Here is a 16,339-nt window from a genome sequence, read left to right as displayed (position 1 = left end):
CTGTCGTGATGACAAAAATACGTCATACCTTAACCGTTTACACACATTCGCCCGTCCTATATAATGGGGTAGGAATCTTGTAAATCTTACCGTTCTATGCAAAAAGGGGGGACAAAAATGGATCGTATGTATCGCGTTCTTGGTTTCTGGACCATCGTAATCGCGCTGATGGCGTTCTGGGGCGGTTTGTACCCAATGTCGCTCATCTTCTTCGGTTTGACTGCATTCTTCGTAGCTCTGAGCTATATGAGCTTGACTGAACGAACGTACTTAAACATCTTCTTCGGCTTCATGTTCGTATCTTTCGTAGGATTCACGTACTATACGTTCTTCGTGATGCCAGTAGGACCACAAGAACACGCTTTCTTGCAAATGATCTTGTAAGAAAACCTTTATCGAAGCTTTCTCAAGGAGGAGCGGACGCTGAGGTACCTTGTCATGCGCTCCAGACTTAATAAGCCGCGTGCTTATTAAGTCTTATACGTTAAGAAAAAAAGATGCTCTTCTCGGGAGCATCTTTTTTGTCTATTGCATAACCGTTTTGTCCAGAACCCACGCAAGGAATACAGCGGGCTTTTTTATTTACAGCTAGCGAAAGCGCAGAATAGTCTGCTCGTCTATTTCCTTGGCTTGGACCATGACCCGGAATTTCCCCCCTAATCCTGCCGGGTCAATCAATTGCTGAATCGCGCGGTTTCGCTTCATCGCAGGGCTTCGAAATGGATCCGTATCCATGTGGGACACTGCCTTTTCTAGTAGTCCGTTGCGCATTAAAAAGCGATCCTGGCGCATGTACGCCCATTCTCGCAGACCTGCCTGCACGCCGTATGTACTCCAGTCTGAAAAGTTGACATGTGCCGTAATGTCCTGCTCTCCTGTATGAATAAAAGGATTGTCATGTGCCACGTGACGATAATAACACATGAGCGTTCCTTGCTTGCGGCTTTGATGATACAGCTCCTCCTTCAGGTCGCCGTAATCGATTGTCACTACAAACCCCTTTTTCAGAAGTCGCGAAACATCCTGCGCTGCCTTTTCCAGCTCCAGATTCACCTCGATTCGCATGCCAACGGGGAGCTTCCTGTCCAATGCTTCCAGATAAGGTGCCAGCTCAGGTGTTACCTTTCTGCAAACCTCTACAAACTCGCCCCCTCGTTCCGTAACCCAAACCTCCTGCCATCCGCCCTTTGCTTTTTCTGCGATATGAACAGGAAAAGCGTCCAGCCATTCGTTCGACAAAATGACTCCTTCGATCCTTACCTGCTCCGCTGCTTCCTCCAGGGACGAAAACCATTGTTTGGACACCTCATGCTCCTGGAGCGCTTCCCTTTGGACCTCGCGATGATAAGGACTCGCTTCGATCATCATAACAGTCAAGGTCTCGTACAGCTCCGGCGCGGCGTCACGAATCCGATCCAGCATGTGTCTGCATTGCGCCCCTGTCCCCCCACCGATTTCTACCAGCGTGGGAGCAGGCATATTACCTGCCCGGCACATATCGATTACGGCATCTGCCAATGTCTCAGCAAATACAGGGTGAACGGACGCGCTCGTATAAAAGTCTCCTTCTTTTCCTACCTTGGGCTTGTCTGACATGTAGTAGCCAAAAGAAGGGTGGTAGAGTGCCAGCTCCATATAGCGCGAAAATGGAATGGCCTTCTCGGGTTGCTTCTGTATTTCCTCTCGAATCAGCGTGTTCAAGTCCATTGGGCTCTTCTCCTGCTATCCAAATTCAAGCTATTAAGGCTATAATACGAAAAGAAGTCATACAATGTGAAAGAGATCATGAGATAAGGGGTTCTCGAGACTAGTTCCCATCATGAAGGCAAAAGGTGAAAATATGCGCAAATTTCTGCTCATCCTGTTCCTTCTCGTATGTCCATTGACTGTATTCGCTCAGGAAGAGACGTCCATTCCTTTGGAGCAGCTGATCTTGCAGCAGCATTTCACGCAAAAAGAATTGGAGCGTACACTCACCTTGATCAAGGCGGAAGAAACACGGACTTACGGGGAGATTGCACGGATTGATCTTGATCTGCAGCGCCAAAAGCTTGTGATAGAAGCCATGCAGCGACATGCAGGTGAAGTGGCCAGAGCCTACTACACAGGTGAACGTGCCAATCTTCTGACCCTATTGTTAAATGCAGAAAATTTCAATGAGTTTCTGCTAATGTTTGATTTTATCCAGATTTTATACGAGCATGATATCAAACGTTTGGAAGCCTTCCAGGCAGAACGGACCAAATTGACCGCACTTCAGGCTGACAAGCAAGGCCGCCTGACGCTCCTCCGGGATACCCGCCAAAAATACGAGGCACAATTGGCCGAGATGCTTGCAATCCAGGCTGAAAAGGAAAAGAATGTGCAAAAGCTGGACGACCCGACGACAGTTGAGGCACTCATGGATCATCTTATTGCAGATTGGGAAAAGCGCGGCTTGCCTGCCTTCCAAACGTTTTTCGGGATGCTGGCCAAGGTCATGGTTCAAGTGCCAGAGCTCGCTACACCGGATCGCATCCAATCTGATGGTCTTTTCTCGCACACCTTGACCATCAAGCAGGATGAATTTAACCAGTTTTTGATAACAAAAGACGAGCTGTTCAAGCAATCACACTTCTCTTTTGAAGATAACAAATTAACTGTCGACGGCACCTACGATCATATGCAGCTTCGACTTGTCGGCGAATACGAGCTCGTCTCCCCTTCTCAGTTGAAATTTCACATTACCGAACTAGCATTTGACGGATTCGCCTTGCCTCCGTCTACTATCGAGGAAATGGAAAAGACATACGATCTTGGTTTTTATCCGGAGCTGATCTCCCCAAACATTCAGGTAGAGGGAATCACGATGCTCAATGAGGAATTAAAGCTACAGCTAAAACTGAATCTTCCATTCGGATTTGGAAAGAAATAAGGCCAGCTCATTTGTCAGCTGGCTTTTTTCTTGGAAACAATCGTGTTTACGTGCTGCGGCATCTCTTTTTGCAATTGCTTCATGTAGTTGATGGCTTCCTTCGTCAAGGTTGGGAACTTCTCGTTGTTCTGGAGCCTTGCGAGTGTTTGAGGAATCGGATAAATGACATAATTACGCTTGCCATTCTTGCGGTAAAAATAAACGTAAGTCGGAATCATTTCTGCCTGTTCAATGCTTGCTTCCCCTGCTTCACTTTTGTGCAAGGTAAGCTGGAGAATCGCTCCCACATCCTTGTAATCCCAGCGTTGTGCAGAAATGAAATTGCCGAGAGAATAGGTGATTAAGCCTCGATGCTGACGGCCATCCTCCAGTGTGACGGTTTTCCACTCATAGGGTTGTACGACATGCGGATGAGCGCCTAGAATCAGATCGGCACCATAGGTGAGACAAAGCTCTGCTATCTTCTTTTGCGAGTCGTTTGGAAAGCGTTGATACTCTTCCCCGAAATGTAGGGCTACCGCCACAAGATCAGCACCCTTTTCCCTTGCCCGCGCGATGTCTTTTTTGATTAACTCTGGTGAAATTAGATTAATGAGATAATCTTTGCCTGCTGGGATAGGAATCCCGTTCGTGCCGTAGGTGTAGGAGACAAGCCCAAGGGTAAAACCATCTTTATGGAGCAGCAATGGCTCGTCGCGCTCCTCTGGACTGGAAAAAGTACCTGTGTGTAAGATACCAGCTTGATCCAGATATTTGATTGTCTTCAGAACGCCCTGCTCGCTACGATCCAATGAGTGATTGTTCGCGGTAGATACAGCCGTAAAGCCAACCTCTTTTAAAGTCGGGGCAAGGGACTCTGGTGAATTGAACATGGGATACCCGGAGTACCCTGCTCCACTTCCGCTCATGGTTGTTTCCAAATTTCCAATCACCCAGTCCGCTTCCTTGAACAGCGGCTCTACATGAGTAAAGAAAGGTCTGAAATCATACGTTTTTGTTGTGGGATTCCATGCTGCGTCCATCTGCTCCTGATGAACCATGATATCGCCAACGGCCATGACCGTGATGCGTTGTTCAGGAAAACGGGATGGAGGCTCGACAGGTGTTGTCGTCTGCTCCCCAGTGCTCTCTCCTGTACTCGTCTGTGTTTGCGGATCGGACTGCGCAGACGGTGCAGAATCAGATGACGGGGGTACGTTTTGAGCAGGAGTTGTGGAGAGCTGTTCCTTTTTGGCAGCCGGCGGAACACAGCCAGCTACACTGGTGCACCCAAGCGCAGCAACGAGCGCCCATAAACACCATTTTTTCTTCATAACTCGTAGCTCCTTTTTTGGTGTGACCCCTACCTCTTTCGGCGCCTGTCTGCGATATCCTCTCTTCTATGCCAAAAGAATCCCCACAAACGGCCTAGCGTAACAGCCCTGTCACAAACGGATTAAACGTTTTCTCGGAATCAATAGTCGTTTTTGGTCCATGTCCCGGATATACGATTGTCTCATCGTCCAGTTCAAACAGTTTGTCCTGAATGCTCATCATTAATGTTTCATAATCGCCACCCGGCAAATCAGTACGTCCGATGCTTTGCGCGAACAAGACGTCGCCTCCGAAGCAATGCTGTCCGATGACAAATGAACAGCTTCCAGGTGAATGGCCTGGTGTGTGCAGGACACGAATCGTCAAGCCAGCCAGCTCAAGAGTTTGTTCATCCACAAGCTCATGCTCAGCCCGCTGGCAAACGATTGGCTCTGGCAGATTCCAGCGGCTCGAACCGTTCAAATCCGGGTTTGTCAGCCACTCTTGCTCAAGTGGATGAATATAGACAGGAGCTTTTGTCAGCTCTCTTACTTGATTGAGTCCACCGATGTGATCGAGATGGGCATGAGTCAATAAAATGGCTACGACCTGTTTCCCCGCAAGGGCTTGCAGCAGATTTGCCGGTTCCATTCCCGGGTCGATGACAATCGTCTCATTGGTTTGCGGATTGGTCAGGACATAAGCATTCGTCTGAAATCCTCCCAGTGCAAAGGATTGAATAGTGAGTTGTTGGTCGCTCATAGGAACCTCCCTGATTTTTTGATACGATAGAGTAAATTGACGTTTTTACGAGGTGAATAGTATATGCGCCATATGTACGGTGTGGAACTACACGTGCCGGCTGGCAAACTGCCCGGCTTCTATGCTCAAGTCATACATAAAATCGGGGATCATGTCAATGTCTTTGACCGGGATAAACTGCTTTTTATCGTCGAAACAACGGAAGAGCGCGAAAAGCTGGAAGCCATTCTAACAAAATCCTCGATGCTGGGCGATGTCTTTTCTCTCCTGCTTCTTCCCGCATCCGCCGAGCTTGCCCATCTAGATGATTCCGGCTTCATCAGTCCAAATGAAAACATGTACCTCTATGCCGAGATCGTATCAATGTTTACCCTCACAGCTGGCTCTGGTTCGGTACAGGATCGCTGGGCAGCCATTGAACAGTTGCAAGAGCATTTGCTCGGAATGATTCCCCAAACGGATGATGAGGCACCTGTCTATATCATCGACAGGAATCTGGCAGAGCTTGCAGAAGGCATTGTCCGTGCTTATCAGATTCCCCTCACCTGGTTGCATCATGAATCGTAAACTGCCAAAGCAATGGCAGCGGGGGCAATCCAAGTGATCGGCAACGCCGAAAACTGGAATAAGGTAGATTTTTCATGTTAAGGAAGATCAATCATGCTACAATGAAAGTCTACACAATTTTTAGGCTGGAGGAACTACATGAAAAAGAAATGGACTTTATTATCTGTAATGGCCCTGGCGCTTGCCTCGGCAACTTTTTCAACGACCCATGCTGTCGAGAAGAAAAGTGCTGATCTCATCATCAAAAATGGACAAGTCTTGACGATGAACAGCAAGAAGGATCGCTTTGACAACGGAACCATTGTGGTCAAGAACAACAAGATCGTGGCCGTTGGCGATGCAAAGCTGGCAGATGAATACAGCGCACCCAAGGTTGTGGATGCAGGTGGGGATATCGTGATGCCCGGCATGGTTAACTCCCATAACCACGTGCCGATGGTCGCTTTCCGCAGCATCGGAGAGGAAGGCGTTGGAAACAGACTGTTCGAGGTCTTTTTCCCGCTAGAGGGCGAGCTCCTCTCCCGTGACCTGATCTATAAAGCGTCCATCCACGGGGCCATCGAAATGGCCATGGGTGGAGTGACCACCTACTCCGATATGTACTATCACGAAGACGAAATTGCAAAGGCAACGGAAACTATCGGGATCAGAGGCGTGCTGGGAGAAACCGTCATCAGCTCTCCGGTCGTAGACGCTCCAACGCCGTATGGTGGACTTCAATATGCCGAAGAGTTCATCAAGCAGTATAAAAACAGTGATTTGATCGTACCTGCCGTGGCGCCGCATGCTACATACACAGTGAGCCCTGAGATGCTCAAAGCTTCGAAGGCTCTGGCTGACAAATACAAAGTACCGTTTATCATTCACGCAGCTGAGTTTGCCGACGAGCCGCAGCGGATCGAGAAAAAGTTTGGCGTGAAAGCCGATTCGGTCATCAAATATTTTGACTCTATTGGCATTTTGGACAATAACACCATTTTGGCGCACGCCATCCACATTTCGGATGAGGATATTCAACTGATCAAACAAAAAGGTGCGACCATTGCCCACAATCCGATCGCCAATACAAAGGGTGCAACAGGTGTAGCTCCTGCTATCAAGATCGATCAGGCAGGCGTCGCAATGGGACTGGGAACAGACGGACCTATGAGCTCCAACACGATGGATGTATTTGGAACCATGGGATACGCCGCTCGCGTCCATAAACTGGTAAACGGAGATCAAAGCCTGATGCCACCGAGCAAGGTCGTGGAGCTGGCGACTATCGGAGGAGCCAAGGCACTCGGACTTGGAGACAAAATCGGTTCCTTGGAAGTAGGCAAGCTCGCGGACATTATCATCGTTGACGTCCATGCTCCAAACACATTCCCAACCTACGATCCATATGCAACGATTGCTTATGCAGCCGGTCCACAAAACGTCACCGATGTGATCGTCAACGGGAAAATCATTGTGGAAAACAAAACGCTCAAGACCTATGATTATCAAAAAGATTTGAAAGACATGACCGACGTATACAACAAAGTAAAAGAAGTGGAGCAAACATTGGAATTCCACAAAAAGAAACCACAAAACTAAAGTCAAAAAGCCTTTCTGCCGGGATAACCGGATGGAAAGGCTTTTTTTGCTTTTGACGTCATCACAATTTACGATTTCTTATTTGCTGCTCTCAGCATACTTTTTCAAGTATTCCTTCACTTTGTTTGAGTCTGATTTTAGCTCCAAGCCCGTTTTGACCAAAGGCGTAAGTGTCGAGGAAGCCTTGAACTTATTGTCATTATACGTTTTGATCAATTCCTCCTGATTGATTGCATACAAGACTGCTTTTCTCAAATCCTCGCTTTTGGATACTTCTCTGTTTTCCAGATTAAACAAGAGATACGCTACCCCGTTGCTTTCGAGCGTTTGCAGCTTGAGCTTGCTGTCATTTTTCACCAAGTCGAACTTCGTTTCAGGGATGCCGTAATAGACATGGATCTCCCCGCTGCGAAGTGCAGCAAGTGCGCTGTCCGCATCCTTGATGAAGCGTACGACCAGCTTGGAAATTTTCGGTTCGAACTCTGTTCCTTTGCGATAGCCTGGGTTTTTATAAAAGACGGCTTCATAGTCGTTTTTATAAGAGAGAATATACGGACCGCTTGCGGCAAGTGCATTGTTATACGTAGCGCCTTCTGTGACCGTCGCCTGATCCCCATAGGTAATGTCCTTGTTCACATCGTATTTCGCTACGTCAAACGTATTGATGCTCTCTACCTGCTTTTTGGAAACAATCCCTGCCGATTGATGGGCCAAATAGTTCAACACCTGTGGGAACGGTTTTGTGGTCGTAAGCTTCACTACTTGATATTTCCCAGCTTGGTTGTCAGCATTCGCCTTCTCGCTCGCAAGTTCACTGATCGGTGCTTTTACTCCCTTTTCAAGCGCCTCTTTGATCGTACCGCCGCCTCCGGATTGTTTTGCCGAAGTAAGGGCGTTCAAGTCCGTCACAATCTCGACATTTTGAATATGCTCATGCAAGCTATAGGTGCGATGATCTGGTACGGCATCCTTGTTTTTCGCTCGGTTCAAGGAAAAAACAACATCCTCTGCCCCTACTCGCTCTTGCGAATCAACCGCTAGCTTGTCTTTGATTTTGGCGAAGGTAATGTCGTCACGAAGCAGGAAGTAGTAATCCGAATTCCCTTCTGCGATAGCGTAGTTGTGAGACAGCGCACCCTCTGCCGTAATTTTGTCGTCATCGGTGAGATTCACCAGACGGACATACATATTCGTATTTAACATGTTAATCGAACCGTCATTTCCTTTGATCGGGTCCAGAGAAGTCAGGCTGGAGATGGCTTGCTGTAAAATCAATGGGTCTTTCCCACGCTTGGATTCGTCTACAAAATCAATTGCTTCCCATACCATCGATCTGGATTTGGACAACCGAACGCTGCTTTCCTTCAGCACGGTGTGGTTCAGCCCCTGGCTTTTTAACGAAACATACAGCGGAGCGATATATGCCTTATCGAAAACGAGACGCTGCTCCAATTTTTCATAGGTGGCTTTGTATTCGTCCGGGGTTTGCGAGGCTGCTGTATCAATTAGCTGGTCAATCTCTGGATCACTGATCGGCCCCTTGTTATAGTCGCCTCCCGTTTTGAACAACGATCTAACTGCGTAGTCTGGATTGCCGGTTACCGTTGTCCAGCTGGAGATGGCGACGTCAAAGTTCCCTGCCTTTTCTTGCGCGGTATAGCTACCGAAATCAGGCTGCAGATTTAGTTTGACTTGAAAGCCGGCTTTGGACAGCTGATCGCGAATGACGTTGGCATCTGTTTCATCTCTGCTTTGCGTGAGCAGCACAATCTCTACCGGCTTTTGAATACTCGGCTCCTTGCTCTCCTCCTTGACAACATCCTTTTTCGAAGCAACCTCGCATCCGCCTACTACAAGCAGCGTACTTAGCAAAAGTGCGGATAATCCTCTTTTTTTCATCTAAAATCCTCCTGTCCGTTATCTGACGCTATGTATAACCCACTCAAAAAGAAATGAGGAATTAATGGTAGTGAATCAGCCCTTTTGCCAGCTCCACCGCTCGATGGCAAGCCACGTAATGCTCTGCCTCAACCTCTGTCCATTCCGGATCTTTTTCTTGACAGATACTCTCTGCAAAAGGACATCTTGGTGCAAAACGACAGCCTCGCTGCGGATTAATCGGAGAGGAAATCTCCCCTTTCAAAATGATCTTCTCCTTCTTCTCCAGCACATTGACAGAAGGGATAGCCGATAGGAGCGCCATGCTGTATGGATGCAGTGGCCGTTTGAAAAATGCAGGCTTCGGTGCCTTTTCAATGAGCTGCCCCAGATACATGACCCCAACATGATCGGAGATGTGCCCTATGACCGACAAATCATGCGAAATGAACATATAGGTAAGTCCGAGCTGTTTTTGCAATTTCACCATTAAATTAAGGATTTGCGCCTGAACAGATACGTCCAGTGCACTGACCGGCTCATCGCAAACAATGAAGCTGGGATTGATCGCAAGCGCTCTGGCAATGACAATCCGCTGCCTGCGTCCTCCGTCAAATTCATGCGGGTACGAATTGCTGGCACTCTGTGGCAGTCCAATCAACTCCATCAGCTCAGCTACTTTAGCTTTTCGCTCCCTGTCCGACTTGTAGATGCGAAAGAAGGTCAACGGCTCCTCCATAATCTGTGAAACGGTCATTCGCGGGTTCAGGGAAGCATACGGGTCCTGGAAAATGATTTGCATATGCTGCCTCATTTGTCGCATTTCCTCTTTGCTAAAAGCCGTGATGTCCATTCCTTTAAACAAGATTTTGCCTGCTGTCGGCTCGTGGAGGCGCAGGATGACTCTGCCGAGAGTGCTTTTCCCGCAGCCAGATTCCCCGACGATTCCAAGCGTTTCTCCTTGCTTTACAGCAAATGACACGTCATCTACGGCATGCAGCAAGCCTTTTGGCACCGAAAAATGCTTTTTAACATGCCTGATTTCGAGCAGATTTTGCGTGATCATGCTTTCACCTCATCTCTTACCTGGAAGTGGCATTTGCAAAGATGCGCCTCTCCCTGCCATGCTGGTGAAATCGTCTCGCAAATGTCCTCCTTGTATTTGCATCTGGGGTGAAAGAAGCAGCCTGTAGGCAAAGCAGCGGGATTGGCCATACTCCCTTCGATTTGATAGAGCAGCTCCTTGTCTTCCTCCAGCTTTGGAATTGATTCAAACAGCCCCATCGTATACGGATGCTTCGGATTGGTGTAAACCTCTTGCACAGTCCCAATCTCGACGATTTCCCCGGCGTACATGATCGCTACCCGATTGCAGGTCTGGGCGACTACTCCCAAATCGTGACTGATCAAAATCAAGGACATGCTGTATTGCTCGCGCAGCTGCTTCATCAGCTCAAGCACTTGCGCCTGAATCGTTACATCCAAAGCGGTGGTAGGCTCATCTGCGATCAATAGCTCGGGATTGCACAGCAAGGCCATCGTAATCAGTACCCTCTGCTTCATACCTCCGGAAAATTGATGCGGGTAATCACTGTAGCGGTCTGCTTTTACCCCGACGGTTTCTAACAGCTCGATGACTTGTCTTTTCGCTTCTTTTTTGCCAACTTTTTTATGGGTCATGACCGCTTCTGTCAGTTGTTCACCGACACGCATAATCGGGTTTAGCGCCGTCATCGAGTCTTGAAAGATCATAGAAATCCCATTGCCGCGCAACTGTTTGTTTTCTTTTTCCGTGTTGTGAATCAGGTTCTTCCCTTTGTACAAAATCTCCCCGTCTACGATGATTCCCGGCGGGTCTGGAATCAGCTGGATGATCGAGAGCGCCGTTGTCGTTTTGCCTGCCCCTGTTTCACCGACGATCCCCAAGCTATCTCCTTTTTTGATTTCAAGATTCACACCATTCACTGCTTTTACTACAATGTCTTCTGTCACGTAATGGACATGAAGGTTTTTGATTTCGAGTATGTTTTCCACTGTCTCACCCATTTTCTATTTCAGCTTTGGATCTAAGGCATCTCTCAGTCCGTCTCCAAAAAAGTTAAACGACAGCACCATTAAAATAATGGCGATTCCCGGATAAACGGCCAGATATGATTTCGATTCGAGATAAGCGCTCCCGATTTTTAAGATGTTGCCCCACTCTGGAATATGAGGCTCGACACCAAGTCCCAGGTAGCTCAAGCTGCTGGTGGAGATGACGGCGATCCCGATCGTCAGTGTGGCTTTGACAATGATCGGTGCCAGCGAATTCGGAATGATATGCTTGAAAATGATCGCATGATCCTTTGCCCCGCAAGCTCTCGCCGCTTCGATAAACTCGAAGTTCGATACGCTCATAACCGTTGCCCTCATCGTTCTCGCATAAGTAGGTATGTATCCGATGCTGAGCGCGATGATCAGGTTGGTCGTATTGGCCCCGAAAGCCGCCACGATTGCGATAGCGAGCAGCATGCCAGGAACTGCATATAAAATATCCAGCGCTCTCATGATGAAATTATCAATGTATTTGCCATAAAAGCCCGATACCGTACCTAATAATCCACCTATGATTACTGGGATTAATGTCGTCAAAATACCAACAAGCAGTGAAATTCTTCCCCCGAAGACGATTCTGGAAAAGACACATCTGCCAAAATCATCAGTTCCAAACGGATACTCCAAGCTCGGCGAGAGCAACAGCGTTGAATAGTTGTTCTCGATCGCGAGCGAATATTCAAAAGTGAAGTAGCTGCAAATCGATAGAGAGAGCAAAACGGTAATAAAGAGGAGACCAAGCGTCGCCATCGCGTTTCGAAACAGCCTTCGCACAATATCCACCCATGTGACGAGCACTTCTTTGTTGCCATGTCTGATTTTGTGCAGCAGTGTAAGCCCCAGCAGCAAGGAAAAAAGATTGCCCGTAACCGATGTGAGAAGTAACAGGTAGGCAAGCGGCAGTAATTTGCTTGGTACCTCCCCCTTTTTCACAAACAGACCAATCACAACCAGCGCCACAATGTGCAGAAGACTTATCGCGAAAAGAATTCCCATGCCAAGTAAAAACAGATCGGCCACATAAGGCTTGAAAAGATTCAAGGCTGAGATCAGGATTACACAAAAGTTCGTCAGCGCCATGTAGATCGATAAGGTATACTCGATTGATTTTTCCTTTTTGAGCATATCGAGGGCTGCAATCGTGATTAAAATATTGCCTGCAAGCAAAGCGACGATGAGCGAGAACCCGAAAATTCTTGTCGAAGCTCTGATTTCATTGTCTTTCAAAACATCGCTCCTGATTTTCAAGGAAACGAGTAGCTGGTGCAATCCGAACACGAAGTAAATGCCGGCCACTACCAAAAAAGGGACCGATACCGTCTGCTCAAATAAATCATAGCCAGCGAAACCAAACAAAATGGCCAAGACGATCGAGGCTGACGCCGCAAAATTAGAAAGCTTGTATTCCTGAAACGCTTTTAGCTTCCGTTTGGTTTCTCGTTTTAAATAGGGAGTATTCATCCATGCACCTGCTTTAGTAATCATTTATTTTGGATCGAATCCGCGGATCGAGAAAAGCGTACAGCAAATCCACGATCAAATTGACGATCGAAATGGTCACTGCTACATAAATGACACCAGCCAAAATCCCCGGAATATCCGGAATAAACTGCTTGTCGACAATGTAGCTGCCGATTCCGTTGATGTTAAATACTTTTTCAGTTACCGCAGCTCCGCCTAGCATACCGCCAAATTGCAAGCCGATTACTGTAACGATCGGGATAAGTGCGTTTCCCAACGCATGCTTCAGAATGACTTTTCGCTCACTCAGCCCCTTTGCTTTTGCTGTCACGATGTAATCTTGGTGAATCACCTCGAGGGTAGATGACCTCGTCATTCTCGCTACCGATGCCGCCAGTCCAGTTCCCAAAACGATAGCTGGATTAATGACAGATAGCCAGTTGTCTGGATTAAAGGTAGCCGGGAGCCATTGGACCTTGATGGAAAAGTACAAGATCGCAACGAGTCCTTGCCAAAAATCTGGAATGGATAAACCGAGCAGAACAAGGACCATAAAGCCATAATCAAAGAAAGAATACTGCCTCGTGGCTGAAATAAGCCCAGATGGGATCGCCATACAAATGGCAATGATCAAAGAAATGACTGTCAGTTGAAGTGTAATCGGCAGCTTGCGCATAATTTCCGTTGATACAGTTTCGTTGCCCGCGAACGATTTGCCGAGATCAAACGTAATGAGTCCTTTAAACGAGTTCCATAATTGGACGAGATAAGGCTGATCCAGACCATAAACCTGATTAAAGTGCTTTAGCTGCTCAGGTGTAGCCGTCTGCCCGAGAATGTTCGCCGCAGGGTCCAAGGGTGACAAGTACAGGATCGTAAAAACGAGAAACGTCACACCGAAAATGACAAAGACCATCATGACCAATCGATCAAATACATATTTCAAATACGGCTTGCTGTAAATCGCAATGAACACATACATCAAGAGTCCGGGGATGAGGGACGCTGCGAAAAACAGCGGATTTTTAATCAGCTTGGAAAACGTACTTCCATAGGTAACTTTATTGATTCTGGCAGCTTTCATTGCTTCGTCGACATGAGTGGCAACCTGTTCTTGAAACACTTTTTCGACGAGCTTTTTTGTTTCTGCTTGCAGCTTTCTTTCGTTTATCTGCTTATTGAAAAAGAGGTATTTGGTCGTGAGCTCATAGCGTATATCCGCCGCAAGCTGCTCCTCTACTCCTGCTTTGCGTAAGCGAAGCTTTGTTTCCTCTCGCCATTTGAAATAAGGATCAGATTGCTTTTGAATGAAAAAGACAACCGAGACAATCAGATTAATCGGTAATCCGGAAACGAAGAGAAGAATTTTGTAGAGCTGATTTTTCAGCATTTTTTCATAGGTAATCCCAATCCGATCTCGAACATTTGGAGCGCCTGTTGTTTTTGGCTCCTCCTGTGCAATGCGCTCTGTATTGATATTGGCCATACACCAACCTCCAACGGAAATTAAAAAAGACAACAAGAAACAAACTGCGATCAGTTTGCTTCCCGTTGTCGGGTCAGCTGAAAATATGAAGATAAGGTTGCACGTTATAATTCATACAATTCCAAGTTGTTTAGTTTGAATTATATGCACTTGATTCATTCTATAAAAATCCGTTTGAACAGTCAATACATTCGTGAAACATTTATTTGTTCAAGTTGGCCATCCAGCCACGAAAAAACCGTCACCCTCCAACACATGGAAAGTAGACGGTCCGCGACTACAATTGATCAAATCGAAACCAGACAACCTTGTTATCCGTAATACCAAAATTGGCCATATACTTGCTTCCTTTATATACGACCTCTTTTTCTCCAGTCGCCTCACCATACAGCTTCTTCATTTTCTCAACACTGTCATACATGGCAAGGCCACGATATGTCTTTAGCATTTCGGCGTCTTCCTTGGCAACTCCACCGAGCATAATCGATTGGAGTTCGCCCTTCTTCACCTTAACAATCACCTGAGTGCGGTTCACGAGCAGCATGCCCATAACGGCTTCCCCTGCACCAGTTGCCATCTGATCAACTGTGTAGCTTTCTCTTGTTACCATGTCCATGAAATCAGCCTTGCTCGGTTTCAAAAGGTCCATCGCTTCTTTAATATTCTGGCCGAGATAAATACCGTTTATGCCATATTCCTTTTGATTTTCTGGATCAAAAGAGCCTGCTCCCTCATTTTGTGCGGAACATGCGACCAGCATCAATATCACTGCTACGAAAATGGCCAGGAAACGATACGTTTTTCTACTATTCATTCTGCTCACCTACTCTAGCCCGGTATGTACATCGCTTATCTTACCTTACCAACCGGCTAGGAGCAAGGAGTCTTATTCTCGTGGACCGCTTACCTTTTGACGGGGGCGATTGGGGGGCTGATTGTTGTTCACACTTTGTTTAAAACCCTCTAAAATTTTCAACAAGGAGGCAAAAAACGGAGAGCCAAAAACCGCAACAATTCCCCAGAGCCATGTACCGACTTGCCAGGAGTCTTCCACATAGGCTGAGGGGGCACCTGTGAGGATCAGAGCTGGATCGAGGCCAAGCATCCCGAATATTCCACTCGCTGCAACAACAGAAATGAGCAGATTAAAAAATCTTTTGTGATGCATGAGTCTCGCAGCATGATTGTGATCCTCCCAGCAGTCGTTTTTCGCCTCGTAATCTGTGGCTAAAAAAGGGACGATAGACTTGCATGCCTCAGTTACACCTGCAGCAGCACTCGATACTGCCGTAATATAAATTAAAAAAGCGATCGAAGAATCCAGAGTGACCATCTTTTCCCCTCCCCTATCACATATATATGGTCAGACGGGGACAACTTGCTTAAAAAACATGGCTACGCCCCATGCCATTTGGGCAGCTGCGTTTATACTTTTGATCGGTGAGAATTTTCTAAAAAAACAAGCTGCATGTTGTTTCCGACAAGCCTGTTTTGCTGTAACATGAGAATGGTATTCTACCTAAAGGAAAGGTGGTCATTTTCCATGCAAGATCAAGCATTCATTTGGAATCAATACGATTTGATTCGTGGTATGACGCTGGCTACACTGGAAAACATTGACGAAGAAACAGCAGACATCATTCCAGACAATTTCAAAAATAATATTCGCTGGAACCTGGGACATATCCTATTGTGTCAGGATTTCCTGCTGTTTGGTCCTACCGGAGCTCAGCTACCACCAGCCTACGGTGCCTTGTTTGCTCCCGCCACCAAGCCTGCCGATTGGCAAGGTGATATTCCTTCATTGGAGACACTAGCTGCGCAATTTAAGGAACAGAAAGCTCGGATCAAGGAAGGTTTGCAGGATCGATTGAATGAGCCGTTGCAGCAGCCATTTAAACTGGGCGACAAAGGCACGATTCACACCTATGGCGAAATGCTGACCTTCACTCTATACCATGAAGGCATGCATATGGGATGTATTTCCGGATTACGCAAAGGAATCGCAGCAGGTACCAAATAGATCACCATAGAACGTGGGGAAGCTGCTCCCGCGTTCTTTTTATGTCCAAATAGAAAACCGCCCCCAAGAAGGGAGCGGTCCTTTGTCGAGCCCAATTGCTTTTATGGGGTACTACCGGTTATTCTCTTTAGCACTTCAACCTCCATAGTAGAGAAAAGTTATCTAAAGGAATCGGTTTTCGCCATTGTGACTTTCGTCAACTGCTTGATCATCGTTATCCACGGATCTTCGCCTCCTGCAAGGCTATGCGCCGGTTTAACAAGAATCATCGGGCTCGACAAGA

General features: G+C 47.0%; 15 protein-coding genes. 5 read left to right on the top strand and 10 right to left on the bottom strand.

Annotation, left to right across the window (positions count from 1 at the left end; all coding sequences use genetic code 11):
* Nucleotides 1-117: 117 nt before the first annotated feature.
* A complete protein-coding gene (locus tag ADS79_RS11220) occupies nt 118-384 on the top strand; it encodes a DUF2626 domain-containing protein (RefSeq protein WP_049738495.1) in 267 nt (88 codons plus the stop codon).
* 204 nt (nt 385-588) lie between these two features.
* Here ADS79_RS11220 and ADS79_RS11215 read toward each other — a convergent pair whose 3' ends face one another.
* Nucleotides 589-1,707 (bottom strand): class I SAM-dependent methyltransferase, encoded by a 1,119-nt coding sequence (locus ADS79_RS11215; RefSeq protein ID WP_049738494.1) that lies wholly within the window; start codon nt 1,705-1,707, stop codon nt 589-591.
* A 133-nt stretch (nt 1,708-1,840) separates the two neighbouring features.
* On the opposite strand from ADS79_RS11215, the gene ADS79_RS11210 reads away from it, so the two are divergent.
* Nucleotides 1,841-2,914 carry a coiled-coil domain-containing protein gene (locus tag ADS79_RS11210; protein ID WP_049739057.1) on the top strand — a complete coding sequence of 358 codons (1,074 nt, stop codon included), beginning with the start codon at nt 1,841-1,843 and terminating at the stop codon, nt 2,912-2,914.
* A 14-nt stretch (nt 2,915-2,928) separates the two neighbouring features.
* Here ADS79_RS11210 and ADS79_RS11205 read toward each other — a convergent pair whose 3' ends face one another.
* Nucleotides 2,929-4,227: a CapA family protein gene (locus tag ADS79_RS11205; RefSeq protein ID WP_049738493.1), complete on the bottom strand. Its 1,299-nt coding sequence runs from the start codon at nt 4,225-4,227 to the stop codon at nt 2,929-2,931.
* Between the two features lie 94 nt (nt 4,228-4,321).
* Nucleotides 4,322-4,969 carry an MBL fold metallo-hydrolase gene (locus ADS79_RS11200; protein ID WP_049738492.1) on the bottom strand — a complete coding sequence of 216 codons (648 nt, stop codon included), beginning with the start codon at nt 4,967-4,969 and terminating at the stop codon, nt 4,322-4,324.
* A 63-nt stretch (nt 4,970-5,032) separates the two neighbouring features.
* Here ADS79_RS11200 and ADS79_RS11195 point away from each other — a divergent pair, with 63 nt between their 5' ends.
* Together ADS79_RS11195 and ADS79_RS11190 are read left to right on the top strand one after the other, a co-directional pair.
* On the top strand, nt 5,033-5,536 hold the full coding sequence (locus tag ADS79_RS11195) for a hypothetical protein (RefSeq protein ID WP_049738491.1): 504 nt from the start codon (nt 5,033-5,035) through the stop codon (nt 5,534-5,536).
* Between the two features lie 138 nt (nt 5,537-5,674).
* On the top strand, nt 5,675-7,114 hold the full coding sequence (locus ADS79_RS11190) for an amidohydrolase (RefSeq protein WP_084765806.1): 1,440 nt from the start codon (nt 5,675-5,677) through the stop codon (nt 7,112-7,114).
* Nucleotides 7,115-7,192: 78 nt separating this feature from the next.
* Here ADS79_RS11190 and ADS79_RS11185 read toward each other — a convergent pair whose 3' ends face one another.
* From ADS79_RS11185 to ADS79_RS11155, 7 genes are all read right to left on the bottom strand, one after another.
* The gene (locus ADS79_RS11185; RefSeq protein WP_049738490.1) at nt 7,193-9,013 is read right to left on the bottom strand and encodes an ABC transporter substrate-binding protein; all 1,821 of its coding nucleotides are present in this window, start codon (nt 9,011-9,013) and stop codon (nt 7,193-7,195) included.
* Between the two features lie 61 nt (nt 9,014-9,074).
* Complete coding sequence (locus tag ADS79_RS11180) at nt 9,075-10,058, bottom strand: ABC transporter ATP-binding protein (RefSeq protein WP_049738489.1); 984 nt, start codon at nt 10,056-10,058, stop codon at nt 9,075-9,077.
* Nucleotides 10,055-11,038, bottom strand: coding sequence for an ABC transporter ATP-binding protein (locus ADS79_RS11175; protein WP_049738488.1), 984 nt, complete (start codon nt 11,036-11,038; stop codon nt 10,055-10,057). Before ADS79_RS11175 ends, ADS79_RS11180 begins: the two co-directional genes overlap by 4 nt.
* Nucleotides 11,039-11,041: 3 nt before the next feature.
* Nucleotides 11,042-12,547: an ABC transporter permease gene (locus tag ADS79_RS11170; protein WP_141261030.1), complete on the bottom strand. Its 1,506-nt coding sequence runs from the start codon at nt 12,545-12,547 to the stop codon at nt 11,042-11,044.
* A gap of 13 nt (nt 12,548-12,560) precedes the next feature.
* On the bottom strand, nt 12,561-13,937 hold the full coding sequence (locus ADS79_RS11165) for an ABC transporter permease (RefSeq protein WP_174769628.1): 1,377 nt from the start codon (nt 13,935-13,937) through the stop codon (nt 12,561-12,563).
* Between the two features lie 373 nt (nt 13,938-14,310).
* The gene (locus tag ADS79_RS11160; RefSeq protein WP_049738485.1) at nt 14,311-14,847 is read right to left on the bottom strand and encodes a hypothetical protein; all 537 of its coding nucleotides are present in this window, start codon (nt 14,845-14,847) and stop codon (nt 14,311-14,313) included.
* Between the two features lie 72 nt (nt 14,848-14,919).
* Nucleotides 14,920-15,366, bottom strand: coding sequence for a hypothetical protein (locus tag ADS79_RS11155; RefSeq protein WP_049738484.1), 447 nt, complete (start codon nt 15,364-15,366; stop codon nt 14,920-14,922).
* A 210-nt stretch (nt 15,367-15,576) separates the two neighbouring features.
* Between ADS79_RS11155 and ADS79_RS11150 the strand changes: the two genes are divergently transcribed.
* On the top strand, nt 15,577-16,056 hold the full coding sequence (locus ADS79_RS11150) for a DinB family protein (RefSeq protein WP_049738483.1): 480 nt from the start codon (nt 15,577-15,579) through the stop codon (nt 16,054-16,056).
* Nucleotides 16,057-16,339 lie beyond the last annotated feature (283 nt).

Origin of the sequence: Brevibacillus reuszeri (genome assembly GCF_001187725.1) — a bacterium.
In the GTDB taxonomy this organism is placed as follows: Bacteria; Bacillota; Bacilli; order Brevibacillales; family Brevibacillaceae; genus Brevibacillus; species Brevibacillus reuszeri.
The sequence above is the reverse complement of the archived record's forward strand: the minus strand, read 5'-3'. Positions and strand labels throughout refer to the sequence as shown.

What these genes read in the sequence shown, in the direction of transcription:
- ADS79_RS11200 (WP_049738492.1), bottom strand. Translation starts at nt 4,969, where the DNA reads ATGAGCGACCAACAACTCACTATTCAATCCTTTGCACTGGGAGGATTT.
- ADS79_RS11170 (WP_141261030.1), bottom strand. Translation starts at nt 12,547, where the DNA reads ATGAATACTCCCTATTTAAAACGAGAAACCAAACGGAAGCTAAAAGCG.
- ADS79_RS11205 (WP_049738493.1), bottom strand. Translation starts at nt 4,227, where the DNA reads ATGAAGAAAAAATGGTGTTTATGGGCGCTCGTTGCTGCGCTTGGGTGC.
- ADS79_RS11195 (WP_049738491.1), top strand. Translation starts at nt 5,033, where the DNA reads ATGCGCCATATGTACGGTGTGGAACTACACGTGCCGGCTGGCAAACTG.
- ADS79_RS11180 (WP_049738489.1), bottom strand. Translation starts at nt 10,058, where the DNA reads ATGATCACGCAAAATCTGCTCGAAATCAGGCATGTTAAAAAGCATTTT.
- ADS79_RS11215 (WP_049738494.1), bottom strand. Translation starts at nt 1,707, where the DNA reads ATGGACTTGAACACGCTGATTCGAGAGGAAATACAGAAGCAACCCGAG.
- ADS79_RS11175 (WP_049738488.1), bottom strand. Translation starts at nt 11,038, where the DNA reads ATGGGTGAGACAGTGGAAAACATACTCGAAATCAAAAACCTTCATGTC.
- ADS79_RS11155 (WP_049738484.1), bottom strand. Translation starts at nt 15,366, where the DNA reads ATGGTCACTCTGGATTCTTCGATCGCTTTTTTAATTTATATTACGGCA.
- ADS79_RS11210 (WP_049739057.1), top strand. Translation starts at nt 1,841, where the DNA reads ATGCGCAAATTTCTGCTCATCCTGTTCCTTCTCGTATGTCCATTGACT.
- ADS79_RS11165 (WP_174769628.1), bottom strand. Translation starts at nt 13,937, where the DNA reads ATGCTGAAAAATCAGCTCTACAAAATTCTTCTCTTCGTTTCCGGATTA.
- ADS79_RS11160 (WP_049738485.1), bottom strand. Translation starts at nt 14,847, where the DNA reads ATGAATAGTAGAAAAACGTATCGTTTCCTGGCCATTTTCGTAGCAGTG.
- ADS79_RS11185 (WP_049738490.1), bottom strand. Translation starts at nt 9,013, where the DNA reads ATGAAAAAAAGAGGATTATCCGCACTTTTGCTAAGTACGCTGCTTGTA.
- ADS79_RS11220 (WP_049738495.1), top strand. Translation starts at nt 118, where the DNA reads ATGGATCGTATGTATCGCGTTCTTGGTTTCTGGACCATCGTAATCGCG.
- ADS79_RS11150 (WP_049738483.1), top strand. Translation starts at nt 15,577, where the DNA reads ATGCAAGATCAAGCATTCATTTGGAATCAATACGATTTGATTCGTGGT.
- ADS79_RS11190 (WP_084765806.1), top strand. Translation starts at nt 5,675, where the DNA reads ATGAAAAAGAAATGGACTTTATTATCTGTAATGGCCCTGGCGCTTGCC.